The organism is Allobranchiibius sp. GilTou38 (assembly GCF_017565325.1).
GTDB lineage: Bacteria > Actinomycetota > Actinomycetes > Actinomycetales > Dermatophilaceae > Allobranchiibius > Allobranchiibius huperziae.
Map to the genome: position 1 here is coordinate 128,587 of NZ_JAGEKN010000003.1, position 12,902 is coordinate 141,488.

A 12,902-nucleotide genomic window follows, 5' to 3' on the forward strand; every position below is an offset into this window, starting at 1 on the left:
CCCCAACCAGGGTTGGGTGGGATGCGGAAAGGGCCCGCGAGCGGCTTCCTCGCGGGCCCTTCCCTGGTCGATCAGTGGGTCACTTGAAGGCCTTGATGAAGTTCAGGCCGTTCAACTCACCAACGCCGGTGACATTGTCCCAACCCTTGGCCGTCACCAGGTTCTCCTGGCGACCGAGAGAGTTGATCGGGTGACCGTCCAGGCTGATGATCACGCCTGCCGGGTACTTGGTGCTGGGGACGAAGGCGCCGGCGGTGTTGACGCCGTTCAGGTCCCGCAGTGCCGACGTGCCGAGCAGGGCGTACAGCCGCGGCGCGGCGTTGCCGATCGAGACCTTGTTGTAGGCCTTGGCGAGTGCGACCGTCGCAGCCACCATCGGCGAGGCCAGGCTGGTGCCTCCGTAGGTGTCGTACTCCTGGACGCCGGGGCCCGTGGGGACACCGTTCGACTCCGGGTACGCCGTGTCGCGCACCGTGAAGCCGGTGTACGGGTTGGCGAGCCCGGCGACGTCGGGCACGGCGCGCATCGTGGTGGAGGTCGTGACCTTGCCCTTCTGCCACGTCGGGATCGTCGAGACCTGGCTGACGCCGCCACCGGCACCGTCGACCGGGAAGTTGATACGGGTCTTGGCCGTCGAGCTCAGGCTCTTCTGCTGGTAGTAGGCGTCCTCCCAGCCGACGTCGGCGACCAGCGAACCCGCAGCGGACAGGCCGACCGATGAACCACCGACCGCGGTCGTGTAGGTGCTCGAGGCGGGGTAGCCGATGTGCGGCTTGTTGTCCGGGTTGCCGCCCGTACCGAGGTCGTTGCCGGCAGCGTCGGAGTTGTCGCCGCTGTCACCACTGGAGGCGAAGGTGCTGATGCCGGTCAGGTTGGCCTGCTGCAGCGGACGGTCCCAGGCGGCCTTGTCGGCGGCGGTCAGACCCTGGTCGTAGGCCTCACCGAACGACATCGAGATCGTGGAGACCTTGTGGTCGTTGACCATCTTCGACAGCTCGGAGGTGAGGTCCGCGTCCTGGCAGCTCTTGGCGCCGTAGTAGTAGATGGGCGAGTTCGGCGACACCGAGTGCGAGGACTGCACGTCGATCGACTGCTCGGATCCGGCGCCGTACGGGTCGCACCCGGGCTGGGTGGCCAGGATCTGCGCATTGGTCGCTGCCGGGTATGCGGTGTAACTCTTCAGCGCCGGGTACTTGGCCGCTGCCATGTAGGTGTTGGTCTCCGACAGCATGTTGGGGTCGTTGCCCCAGAGCAGCAGCCCGATGGACGGAGCATTCGTCTGCACGGCGGTCGTCATGCCCTGGATCTTGGCCAGGTCCTGCGGCACGTAACCACAGATGAGGTTGGACTCCTTGGCGTAGACCTGCGCCGACGGCTGCAGGTGGTCGCCCCAGTGCGTGGCGCAGTCGGTGCTGCCATCGGTGGCGGTCGCCGAGATGCGCCCGCGGGGGCCGCCCGACACCTTGCTGCTGGGAGTGCGGTTGATGGTCTTCCGCGACGACCCGGCCAGGTGGGCGTTGTCGACCTTCGCCCTGCGCAGGGTGCTCAGACCGGCGACGCCGCTCAGACCGATCGACCGGTCGACGACCGGCGTACCGATCGCGGCGACCCCGGACACGCCGTGGGCGCTGGCCCGACGGACGGTGACGCCGAAGGCACTGCTCACGTGCGAAGCGGTGGTGTGGACCATGACCTGGCCGCCTGCGGCATCGACCTGGTCCACGACCATGCCATGCGACTTGGCGAACGACGTGACGTGTGCGAGCTGCGCCGCGGTGGGTGCGAAGAGCGCGCGATAACGAGCGGTGCTGACCACGGCGCCGGCGGCGGTCATCCGTGCCATCAGGGCCGCGTTGCGCTGCGGCAGCTGCAAGGTCAGTGACATCGCGGTCGCACCAGGGGCGTTCGCGCCGAGGCGAAGTCCGCTGGTCGAAACCGAGGAGTTGGAGAGCGTGGTCTTCGCTCCGTTGGGTGTGGCGGCCAGAGCTGCCGCGGCGGGCACCACGGAGGCTGTCGTGAGGACTGCGGTGACCGCGGCCAGACTGCGACGTTTCATTTGCCTGTCACTTCTCCTAATCGGGACTGTTATGACGGAAAGCAGCGAGCTCGTGCGGCCGAACACCTAAGGCCTACCCGACCCCTACCCCTCACTCGCGGCTGCGCGAGTCACACAATAACCACGGAAGTGGGCTCGCGGTGGGCGTCGCTCCTAACCCATCCGAGAAGATCTCCCATTCAGCGGAACGCGGCGATGAAGCTCATCCCGTTCGGCTCTCCGACCCCGGTGACCGGATCCCAGCCCGCCTTGGTGACCAGATTCTGCGGCTTGCCGTCGAGGACGACGAGTTCCTTGCCGTAAGAGGGGGACTCGTAGTAGACCCCCGCCGAGCTCGGAGCGTTGACGTCCAGCAGCGCCGAGGTGCCGAGCATCGCGTAGAGCCTCGGTGTTGCGAGGCCGACGGCAACGTTGTTGTACGCCTTGGCGAGCGCCACGATCGCCGCGACGATCGGCGTCGCGAGGCTTGTGCCGCCGTACGTGTCGTACTCCTCCACGCCCGCGCCGGTGGGCACGCCGTTCGCGTTCTCGGTGTAGTAGGTGTCGCGGATCTGGTAGCCGGTGTAGGGGTCGGCGAGAGCCGCGACGTCGGGGACCACGCGATGCGTCGTCGAACCGGAGACCACGCCTTTCTGCCACGTCGGGATGGTCGACACCGAGCTCACGCCCCCTCCCGCGCCGTAGATCTCGTGGTTCGGAACCACGGAGGTGGGTACGGCGGTGGGGCTCGGCTGCGCGAGGAACTGATCCTCCCACCCGGCTGTCACCGCACGAGTTCCGTTCTGGTAGTAGCCGATCGAGGTACCGCCGACTGCCGTGACGTAGGCGCTGCTCGCCGGGTAGCCGACGTGCGGGGCGGCATCGGTGGTCTGCGTGGAGTTGTCGCCGTCGTCGCCGCTGGCAGCGAAGGTGCTGATGCCGGTGAGGGATGCCTGCTGGAGCGCGCGGTCGTACGCCGCACGGTCGGCGGGCATCAGGCTGCCCGCGTCGTCCTGGTACCCGCCGAACGACATCGAGATGGTCGAGACCTTGTGCTGGTCGACCATGAGCTGCAGCTCCGTCGACAGGTCGTTGTCGTAGCAGCTCTTCGCGCCGTAGTAGTAGATGGGCGAGTTGGGCGAGATCGCGTGCGATGACTGCACGTCCAGTGCGGTCTCACCGCCGGCGTTGTAGGGATCGCAGTCGGCGTGGCGGGCCTGGACCTGGGCGTTGCTGGCCGCGACGTTCGTGACGTAGGTCTTCAGCTGCGGGTATCCGTACGCGCTCATGTACCGGTTGGTCTGCGCGAGCATGGCCGGTTCGTTGCCCCACAGCAGCAGCCCGATGGCCGGCGCCTTGGACTGCGCGGCCTGCACGCCGTACATAGTGGACAGGTCGGCGGGCAGGTAGCCGCACAGGTAGTTGGACTCAAGAGCGAACTTCTGGCCCGACGCGCTCGGATAGAGGTGGCTGCCCCAGTACGTCGCACACGCCTTGGATCCGTCCGAGACGGCCTTCGGCGCGACCCGCCCGCTCGTGGAAGCGGCCGATCGGGCGTGGGTCGGCAGCTTGATGTGGGTCGTGTGCGCCCGGCTGAGAGCGTTCAGGCCCGCTATCCCGCTCAGGCCCAGCGAATTCGGCACGGTCGGATTGCTGGTGACCGCGAGCCCGCGGCGCGTGCCGAGGGATGCGGAGTGCACGCGCACGCCGAACGCCGAGTCGATCCGTCCGACGCTCGCCTCGACGCTGACCTGGCCGGAGTTGCGGCTGACGGACGTGACGGTGAAGCCACGGCCGGTCGCCCATGACCGCACCCGGGCGATCGAGGCGGCGGACGGCGCCACCAGGGCCGCGTACCGCGCCTGGCTCAGCACGGTGCCGCGGGCGATGAGGCGGTCTGCCAGCGCCTGGTTGCGCAGGGGCAGCTGCAGCGTGAGCGACATCGGCGTCGCATCGGGCGCCGGACTGCCGTAGTGCACACGGGCACCGGATGCGCCACCGATAACACCGGAGTCGACCAGCATCGTGCGGCCGGCGGACGGAGCGCTCGCAGCTGCGGTGACGCCGGGCGTCAGGGACACCGCGGTGACGAAGGCGGTGGCGGCGGCGAGGTGCACACGATTCACGGCGGTACTGCCCTTCACGAGGGGTGCGGAAACGGCGGGCGGGTCTGAGAACCAACGGCACCCACCGCGCGTGACTCTAGTTCGGGCACCTACCTCGACAGCGGATGAGAACCCACCCGATTCCCCTTCCTGTGCGGGGTCAGGCTCCCTGCGAAGGCGCCGAGGAGCGCCGCCGCCGGGCGGACCGGCTCGCGCTCAGCGGCAACATGACCCACAACCCGATGAAGCTGAGCACGGCCACTCCCGCGGCGACGAGGCCGGCGACCTGGCCCACGAGCAGGCTGAAGACCAGGAGCACTGCCAGCACGATGGTGGCGGCGAGAGCGGCCAGCCCGGCCTTCGCCAGGCGACTCGCGAGCGCCACGAGCACGTCCTTCTCATGTCGGCGGAAGAGCAGTCGGTGCGAGCTGACCGGCGCGATCAAAAAGATGGTGGCGCTCACCGCGCAGACGACGGCGCCGGCGTACTCACCGCGTTCGAGGCGATCGAGCGTGCCGAAACGCTGCTGGAAGGGCAGCGTCAGCAGGAATCCGGCCAGGATCTGCACGCCCGTCTGGGTGACGCGCAGCTCCTGCAGCAACTCCTCCCAGTTGCGGTCCATCCGCTCGGTGGGGGTCTCACCCCTGTCGGGGGACGTGTGATCGGTCATGGCCCAGTCTGTCCCCGACGGCGGACGCGGCGGGGTGAAGCGGCAGTGCGAGCAGACCCGTGACGACGGCCAGGACTGCGGCGACCACCAGCGAGAACCGCAGACCGTGCACGACGGAGTGCGCGGCGAACGCGCCGAAGAGGGCCACCCCGATAAGGCTGCCCGCCTGCCGAGCGGTGTTCAACGCACCGGACGCGATGCCCGACCGATCCCGGTCCACCGACCCGAGCAGCGCCGACGTCATGGCGGGCACGATGACACCGAGCGACGCGCCGAGGAGCGTGAGCTGCACGACGAGCGCGAGGTACGGCGTGCTGCGGCCGGCGACGAGCATCGCCACGAGCGCCACGGCGAAGACCGACGCCGCGGCGGCGATCACCATGCGGGTGCCGAAGCTGGAAACCAACCGGCTCGCAGCGATATTGGCGATGAGCACGATCGCCGTGGTGGGTGCGAACGCCAGACCGGTGGCCAGCGGGGAGTAGCCGCGGACGGTCTGGAAGTAGATGCCGAGCACGAAGATCAAGCCGTAGAAGGCGATGTTGATGACCAGCCCGATGGCGGTCGTGGCGGCGAACGTCGGCGACCGGAAGAGACTGAGCGGCAACAGCGGTGCGGCGCGGCGTCGTTCGACCAGGACGAAGGTGATCGCCGCGACGATCGCGACCGCCAGACCGGCCAGCACGACGGGATCGGCGAAGCCGCGTGACCCGCCCTCGACGACGGCGGCCGCGAGCGCTCCCAGCGTGACCACTCCCAGCAGTTGGCCCGGCGGGTCGATCGAGGCGCGTGGCGATCGCGAGGTCTCTTCTGCGTACCGGGCGATGAGCACTGCGCCCAAGATCCCGAGAGGAAGGTTGATCAGGAAGATCAGCCGCCAACTCGACGCCGCGATCAGCGCACCGCCGAGCAGCGGCCCTCCGGAGAGTCCGACGCTCGCACCGGCCGCCCATAGTCCGACCGCGCGCGCCCGGCCCGCGTCGTCGGGGTAGGCGTGGTTGAGGACCGTCAGCGAACACGGCACCAGGGCGGCCGCACCGATGCCCTGCACGGCGCGGAACAGGATGAGCCAGCCCAGACTCGGAGCAAGGCCGCAGGCGACGGATGCCGCTGTGAATAAAGCGAATCCGACGATGAGCAGCCGTTTGGCGCCGATCCGGTCGGCCAGCGAACCCGCGGACAGGATCAGTGCGGCGAAGGTGACCGTGTAGGCGTCGACCACCCACTGGGCCGCGCTGATGCTGCCGCCGAGGTCGTTGCGGATCGAGGACACCGCGACGTTCACGACGGTCACATCCAGTTGGACGACGCCGTACCCCAGGCTCGTCCCAGCGAGGGCCAGGGCGGCGGATCCGGTACGACGGCTCGAGGCGGTCATGTGCCCGACGCTAGGCACGGATCCCTTCGATCGCCGTCGAAGCGATCCGGTCCTACCGTGAAGGGATGAGCGAACTGGGCGACGTGGATCTTTCCGCGGTAGGCGCGGTGCTGGCCGACCCCGGGCGGTGCCGGATGCTGTTGGCACTGGACGACGGCCGGTCGCTCCCGGCCTCCCGTCTGGCGGCCGAGGCGGGCGTCAGCCCGGCCACCGCCAGCAGTCACCTGCGTCGCCTGGTCGACGCCGGGATGCTCGTCGTGGAACCGCACGGCCGGTACCGCTACTACCGTCTCGCCGGTCCCGAGGTCGGCCGACTCATCGAGACCCTGCAGCCCTTCGCGCCGCGCCGCCCCGTGCGGTCGCTGCGCCAGGGCACCCGCGCGGCCCAGCTGCGGACGGCGCGGACCTGTTACGACCACCTGGCCGGGCGTCTGGGCGTGGCGCTGATGACATCGATGCTCGAGCAGCACCACCTCACCGGAGGAGACGGACAGCGCACCCCCAAGGAAGGGCCGCAGGGCGCCGGCAGCGAGATCGACTACGAGCTGACCGACGCGGGTCGTGCCTTCCTCGACGACTTCCGCGTCACACTCGCACCGAGGCGCCGCGCGATCCGCTACTGCATCGACTGGACCGAGCAGCAGCACCACCTGGGCGGTGCGCTCGGGCGCGGGCTGTTCGACCGGATGGTCGCCCTCGACTGGGTACGCCGATCGCCCGCGCACCGCGCCGTCGACCTGACGCCGGCCGGACGCGAAGGCCTGGCAGCGACGTTCGCAATTCGGGCCCTCTGAGCAGCAGTCATCGGCGCAGGCTCCACGGGACCCAACCTTTTCGTCCTGCCGTGCGTCTTCGTGACATCACTCGCCGCAACGCCCGATCCCGGTCGCCGCAGCGAATCAGGGAGCGCGAGAGCGCACATCACCAGGGGGTAGGAAACGCATGAAGATTCACAAGGTCGCGCTGTCAGCAGGGGTCCTCCTCGCCGCCTCGGCAGGAATGGTCGGCATGGGCGCACCGGCACACGCGGCAGGCACCACGATCCTGGCTCTGCACACGGGTGACACGTTCACGACAGGCCAGAAGGGCGTGCTGTGCGAGGTGCACACCGGCGGCGTCGAGTGCATGTTCAACACGGCGCGGCCGTACGGCGTGACGAGCACGCAGGCCAAGAAGATCTGCGGCAACGCTGCGCTGGAGGACATCCAGCTGTCCAGCCGGTCCTGGACCTGGGGATGCGCCACGGACGTGCAGGTCATCCCGACCAAGGCCTCCAACGCCTGGGCCACGCCCCACCGTCTCCCGATCGACAGCAGCCTGCACGCACCGGTGATCCCGGCGAACTGGACCTTCACGGTCTCGGGCCTGCCGTGCCACGTGTCGTACAACGGAGCGGCGGGCTGCGCCGCGACGGGTTCGAGCAACACCGGATTCACCGCCGACGCGCATCACGTGGTGCCGCGCGGGACGCACGCCTGACCCACTCCGCAGCATCGATATGGCCGCCTCCGTACGACGCGTCGTACGGAGGCGGCCGTTCGCCGCTCGGCCGACGTCCAGCAATAACCCACCGGACATTGCGACAGCTTGCAGCTTCCGCTGCGATGATCAGTGCGTGCCAGACGCGGGTGGGGGACGGATTCATCATGTCCGCAGGGCGTCGGGGGTCGCCGCCGGTGTCGTTGCGGTCGCGGCGAGCTGGGTCGTCGCGGCGCTGTACGGCGTCTCGTCCGCAGACATCGCGCGCTATCTCCTGGCCTCCCTCTGGTCGATCCTGCTGCCGGGAGCGCTCGTCCACCGTGCACTGCGGGGCCGGTCACGCGACCTGCTGAGCGAGGTCACCTGGGCGTTCGTGGTCGGCCTGGTCGTGCAGCTGGTGGCCTGGGCCATCTTCGTGGGCCTCGGGGTGGGCGGTTGGCTCGCGGCGTACCCGTTGATCGTGCTCGCCGTCTTCGCCGCCGTTCCCGCCCTGCGGGTGCACCTGCGACCCGGGCGCTACGAGAGCAGCACCCCAGTGCCCGTGGCCTGGGGACTGACCGCGGCGTACGTCGTGTCGATCGGGCTGCTCGCGTACGGCACGTTCCGCGTCAGCCCGCTGCCTCCGAGCACTCGCCGCTGGTACCAGGACCTCTACTGGCACGCCGCGATCAGCGCCGATGCCCGGCACTCCGTGCCGCCGGTCGTGCCGCAGCTGGGCGACCAGACCTTGAAGTACCACTGGTTCTCCAACGCGCACATGGCTGCGGACTCGCTGGTGTCCGGTGTCGACGTGCTCACCGTCACCGCGCGGCTCTGGTACCTGCCCATCTACGCGGCGCTCACCGCCACGACCTACCTGCTGGCCGCGCACCTGACCCGGCGCGCCTGGGCGGGGCTGCTCGCGGCCGTGCTCATCCTCGTACCGCCGGGTTTCCTTCTCCTTCAGTGGCTGCCCGGGATCGCGCAGGACTCCTACATTCCGCTGTCCCCGTCGCAGATGTTCTCGCTGCCGCTCATCGCGCTCACCGTCTGGCTGCTGATCGACGTATGTCGAGCGCGCGCGTCCGCCGGCACCTGGGTCCTGTTCGTATTCCTCGCTATCGGACTCTCCGGAGCCAAGTCGTCGTCATTGCCGACGGTGCTCGGCGGGGCGGGGCTGGCGCTGCTGCTCTCCCTCGTACGCCGCACAGGACGGACCGCGGCCGCGTGCGCCACGGCTGCGGTGGCAGTGGTGATCGCGGTCAGTTCCCGCTTCGTCGCCGGAGGCACCAGCGGATCGACCTTCCGACCGGACTCGACGGTGCGCTCCCTGAAGGTGTTCCAGCAGTTCTCCTCCCACTCCCACCTGCAGCACCGGGCCCTGGCGATGCTGCTGCTCGTGCTGATCGTGCTGCAGGTCGGCTACGGCCTGGTCGGCCTCTTCCTCCTCCGGCGGCCGCACATCGCCGATCCCGGAGTGTGGATCCTGATCGGGGTCGAGGTCGCGGCGCAGATCGCGCTGTCGGTCATCGACCACCCGCAGGGATCCCAGTTCTACTTCGTGCGCGGGACCGATCCGCTGTGGACCGTCTTCGGCGTGTGGGGTTTCGCTGCCGTCGTGGCGCGCGCCCGGCCGGCTGCCCGATGGCGGATCGTGACGGCCGCCGCCGGCTTCGGCGTGCTCGGCACGCTGCTCGTGGCGGTCGCCCGGATCCTCGGCGGTGAGCACCAGCCCACCGCCTCGGCGAAGAGGACGGCCGCCGTCGTACTACTCGTCGGGCTTGTCGTGGTGGGAATCGCGTTCCTGCTGAGACTGATACGCCGCCGACCCGTGCTGCACCGAGTGCTCATCGCGGGCGTCGCGGGAGGTGTGCTGATCGCCTCCACGCTCCCGACGCTGCTCACCGTCGGCCACTACGCCCAGTCCACCCGCTCCCGCACCCCGCCGTACGACGGGCACCTCGCGACAGCGCAGGTCGCCGGGGCGCGTTGGGTCGCGGCCCACACGCCGCAGGACGACCTGATCGCGACGAACATCTACTGTGTCGGCACCGTGACCGTGCCGCACTGCGACGACCGCGCGTACTGGGTGCAGGGCCTCACCGAGCGCAACAGCTACCTCGGCGGCTGGGCCTACGAGGACCAGAACCAGGCGAACGTGCTCCACGACCCGCACACCGCGTACCGACGGAGCTTCTGGGACCCGGCACGGTTGCGCCTCAACGCCGCCGCGTTCAGCGCACCGACGCCCGAGGTGCTCGACACCCTGTACGGCAAGGGTGTGCGGTACCTCTTCGCCGACACCACGGCCAGCCAGGTGTCCTCGCGGCTGCGCACGCTGGCCGACCTGGTGTGGAGCAGCGGCCAGGTGCAGGTCTACAAGCTGCACGCTCCGGCCTGAGACGGACCCGCTCAGGGCTGTCTCGTGCCGTGCACCTGCAGCGCGCGGCGAGCGTAGAACCGCGGCGCGATACGCGGGATCACCATCCGCGGGAGCGCCGGCGCTGCCTTCAACATGTCCTGCAGGACGACCGGATCGCCCTCGTAGGCGAACATCCCGAAGACCAGCGGCAGTGTCGATTTCGGCAGTCCGGCTGCTCCCGCCTCGCCGATCGCCGCCCACTCGGCCTCGGTGAGTACGGCTGCCGCAAGCGGCAGCACGCTGCGCTCCTCGAGCTCCAGGTGCGCCTTCAACAGGTCGTACAACGTGCGCAACCTGGCGACCAGTTCGTCGCGGTGCACGGCGTCGACATGGCTGCGCCACCCCGCGCGGGCCGCCGCGACATCGTCCAACGCCGCATCCAGACCGACGTGCTGGCTCTCGACCTCGTCGATCAGCCTGGCCGCCTGCTCGGGCACTCGCTCCCGCATCGTCGGCCAGAGCAGGGCGTCCTCGCCGGCGTGATGGTGGTGCAGCATGTCGCACAGGAAGCCGAGGTGCCTGTCGACCACCACGGCCCGCTTCAGCGCGCCCGGCTCGACCCGGGCGACAGCCGCGGGCAGCAGGCGGAACTCGCGCAGCATCGCGGTATGCACCACGATCATGTCCCGCACGTCGACGAGTGGCGCTTCGTCGTCGGCCATGATGTCGACCGTGTCGACGACGGACTCCGCCGTGTCGGTCACGGGCCGGCAGACCCATCGGGCCTGCTCCGCATTCCACCAGCATCGGGTGGTGTGGCTGTGTGTGTCGGTGTTCATGCCTCCAGAATCGGGACGCCGCTTCGTCCGCACCATCCCAGAAATGTGGGGACTTTCGCCGCAACGCTGTCGCGCTCCGGGGAGCTGGGTCACCATGGTCCGGTGACCACGCAGCGGCACCGGTCGCTGGCGGACGAGCTGACCGTCGGCGCCCGAGGTGACACAGATCTGAGCGCGCTCGCCGCGCGGATCTGCGCCGCCGTACGCCGCCATGTGCCCTTCGATTTCGGCTGCCTGGCCACCACCGACCCGTCCACCGGGTTGATCAGCTGGACCTACAAGACCAGGCCCCTGGCGGTCGGCGACGAGGAGTTCGCCGCAGCGGAGTACGGCGGCCCGGACATCAACCAGTTCAGTCAGATCGCGACGCGGCCCGACCCGGTCGGGGTGCTGTCGATCGACACCGGCGGGGCACCTGAGAAATGCCGCCGGTTCCGCGAATTCCTCGCTCCCAGTTTCGGGTTCACCGATGAACTGCGCGTGACGTTCCGTGCGCAGGGATTGATCTGGGGGGCCCTCGCGATCTACCGCGGCACCGCCGAGCCGCCATTCACGGCGGCCGACGCCCGGGTGGTGTCGGCCGTGCAGTCCCAGATCGCCGACCTGATCCGCGGTGCGGCCTTCAGCCCCCGCCGCACTGGCTCCGACCCGGCGGGCGGGCCGTCCGTCATCATCGTCGACGGCGCCGACCGCGTTGCCAACATCACCGCCGCGGCCGAAGCGCGGATCGAGGACCTCGGCGGCTGGGACAACGGATCCCTTCCCGCGACCGTGCTGGCTGCAACGGCAGCCGCGCGCAGCACGCCGGAGCTCGCGATGACCCGGGCCATGGGCCGCTCGGGCTCCTGGCTGACGGTGCGAGCGACCAGGTTCGCCGCGGGCCCCGCGAACGAGGCGGCTCCACCACCCGATGACGTGGTGGTGACCATCGACGACACCACCGCCGCCGAGATCTGCGCGATGACGCTCGCCGCACGCGGACTCAGCCGTCGCGAGCAGGACGTCGCCGCAATGGTGTTGCAGGGCGCCGCGACGTCGGCCATCGCCGCCGCGCTGCACCTGTCGCCGCACACCGTGCAGGACCACCTGAAGTCGATCTTCGCCAAACTCGGCGTCAACAGCAGGCGCGAGATGGTCAGCAGCCTCGTCGTGCGCTGACCTCTCGGCGGCAACGCACCTCGACGAGGAGAGGCACCATGGCAACGTTCACCAGCTCCGACCTCCTGCACGGTGCCGAGTTCACCGATGTGGACCTCGGCGGCGCCCGCTTCGTCCGGACGGACTTCTCCGGTGTCACGATGCGCGCGGTCGACGTGCAAGGCACGGACATCGACGCTCCGTGGCTGTCGGCAGCGGACGGCGGGTTGCTGATCAACGGAGTCGACGTCGTCGCATTCGTCGAGGCCGAGCTCGACCGCCGCTTCCCGGGGCGGGCGCAACGGCGGGCTGCCACTCCCGACGGCCTGCGCGCGGCATGGGGTGCGCTGGAGGCGACCTGGGCCGCCACGGGCCAGCGGGTCGCGTCGATGCCGAGGGGCACTGTCGACGTCTCGGTGGCGGGCGAATGGTCGTACGCGCAGACCCTTCGGCATCTGATCATGGCGACCGACACCTGGCTGGGTCGCGCGATCCTGGGCTTGGAGCGGCCCTACCACCCGATCGGTCTACCGAACGCCGAATACGAGACCGACGGCTACGACGTGTCCGTTTTCACCGATGCGACCCCGCCGTACGACGAGATCCTCGCCGTGCGGGCGGAGCATGTTGCGATGGTGCGCGATTTCATCGCAGCCCTCACGGCGCAGGATCTTGCCCGGCCGTGCAGGCACCCGTGGGCCCCTGACCGCCCCGTGTCGACGCTCGCCTGTCTGCACACCATCCTCGAAGAGGAATGGGCGCATCATCGCTACGCCGTGCGCGATCTCACGTCGATCACTGGACAGCCGGAAACCGGAATCCCGGCAGACGATTAACCGGGTCGGGGCATTCGATATGAAGGGCGAAGAATACCTGTGGAAATGTCGCGCTGAGATGCGAACAGGTGTATGATCTATG

The 12,902-nt window shown here is 69.3% G+C and carries 10 protein-coding genes; 5 read left to right on the forward strand and 5 right to left on the reverse strand.

What is annotated here, in order from left to right; all coding sequences use genetic code 11:
• Positions 1–79: 79 nt before the first annotated feature.
• The 4 genes from JOB34_RS01125 to JOB34_RS01140 all read right to left on the reverse strand — a co-directional run bounded on the left by JOB34_RS01125 (position 80) and on the right by JOB34_RS01140 (position 6,188).
• Positions 80–2,056, reverse strand: coding sequence for a S53 family peptidase (locus tag JOB34_RS01125; RefSeq protein ID WP_208050992.1), 1,977 nt, complete (start codon positions 2,054–2,056; stop codon positions 80–82).
• Between the two features lie 179 nt (positions 2,057–2,235).
• Positions 2,236–4,161: a S53 family peptidase gene (locus JOB34_RS01130; RefSeq protein ID WP_208050993.1), complete on the reverse strand. Its 1,926-nt coding sequence runs from the start codon at positions 4,159–4,161 to the stop codon at positions 2,236–2,238.
• A 139-nt stretch (positions 4,162–4,300) separates the two neighbouring features.
• Positions 4,301–4,810 carry a DUF6328 family protein gene (locus JOB34_RS01135; RefSeq protein ID WP_208050994.1) on the reverse strand — a complete coding sequence of 170 codons (510 nt, stop codon included), beginning with the start codon at positions 4,808–4,810 and terminating at the stop codon, positions 4,301–4,303.
• A complete protein-coding gene (locus JOB34_RS01140; protein ID WP_208050995.1) occupies positions 4,779–6,188 on the reverse strand; it encodes an MFS transporter in 1,410 nt (469 codons plus the stop codon). Before JOB34_RS01140 ends, JOB34_RS01135 begins: the two co-directional genes overlap by 32 nt.
• 65 nt (positions 6,189–6,253) lie before the next feature.
• Here JOB34_RS01140 and JOB34_RS01145 point away from each other — a divergent pair, with 65 nt between their 5' ends.
• From JOB34_RS01145 to JOB34_RS01155, 3 genes are all read left to right on the forward strand, one after another.
• Complete coding sequence (locus JOB34_RS01145) at positions 6,254–6,982, forward strand: metalloregulator ArsR/SmtB family transcription factor (RefSeq protein ID WP_208050996.1); 729 nt, start codon at positions 6,254–6,256, stop codon at positions 6,980–6,982.
• A 148-nt stretch (positions 6,983–7,130) separates the two neighbouring features.
• Complete coding sequence (locus tag JOB34_RS01150; RefSeq protein WP_208050997.1) at positions 7,131–7,667, forward strand: hypothetical protein; 537 nt, start codon at positions 7,131–7,133, stop codon at positions 7,665–7,667.
• Positions 7,668–7,803: 136 nt separating this feature from the next.
• The gene (locus tag JOB34_RS01155) at positions 7,804–10,047 is read left to right on the forward strand and encodes a hypothetical protein (protein WP_208050998.1); all 2,244 of its coding nucleotides are present in this window, start codon (positions 7,804–7,806) and stop codon (positions 10,045–10,047) included.
• A gap of 11 nt (positions 10,048–10,058) precedes the next feature.
• Here the strand turns inward: JOB34_RS01155 and JOB34_RS01160 are convergent, their stop codons facing one another.
• A complete protein-coding gene (locus tag JOB34_RS01160) occupies positions 10,059–10,847 on the reverse strand; it encodes a hemerythrin domain-containing protein (protein WP_208050999.1) in 789 nt (262 codons plus the stop codon).
• Positions 10,848–10,949: 102 nt separating this feature from the next.
• On the opposite strand from JOB34_RS01160, the gene JOB34_RS17980 reads away from it, so the two are divergent.
• Positions 10,950–12,005 (forward strand): LuxR C-terminal-related transcriptional regulator, encoded by a 1,056-nt coding sequence (locus JOB34_RS17980; protein ID WP_208051000.1) that lies wholly within the window; start codon positions 10,950–10,952, stop codon positions 12,003–12,005.
• Between the two features lie 38 nt (positions 12,006–12,043).
• Positions 12,044–12,820 carry a DinB family protein gene (locus JOB34_RS01170; RefSeq protein WP_208051001.1) on the forward strand — a complete coding sequence of 259 codons (777 nt, stop codon included), beginning with the start codon at positions 12,044–12,046 and terminating at the stop codon, positions 12,818–12,820.
• Positions 12,821–12,902 lie beyond the last annotated feature (82 nt).

Coding starts and splice junctions, on each gene's coding strand:
- JOB34_RS01125 (WP_208050992.1), bottom strand. CDS start 2,056: ATGAAACGTCGCAGTCTGGCCGCGGTCACCGCAGTCCTCACGACAGCC.
- JOB34_RS01135 (WP_208050994.1), bottom strand. CDS start 4,810: ATGACCGATCACACGTCCCCCGACAGGGGTGAGACCCCCACCGAGCGG.
- JOB34_RS01140 (WP_208050995.1), bottom strand. CDS start 6,188: ATGACCGCCTCGAGCCGTCGTACCGGATCCGCCGCCCTGGCCCTCGCT.
- JOB34_RS01145 (WP_208050996.1), top strand. CDS start 6,254: ATGAGCGAACTGGGCGACGTGGATCTTTCCGCGGTAGGCGCGGTGCTG.
- JOB34_RS01150 (WP_208050997.1), top strand. CDS start 7,131: ATGAAGATTCACAAGGTCGCGCTGTCAGCAGGGGTCCTCCTCGCCGCC.
- JOB34_RS01160 (WP_208050999.1), bottom strand. CDS start 10,847: ATGAACACCGACACACACAGCCACACCACCCGATGCTGGTGGAATGCG.
- JOB34_RS01170 (WP_208051001.1), top strand. CDS start 12,044: ATGGCAACGTTCACCAGCTCCGACCTCCTGCACGGTGCCGAGTTCACC.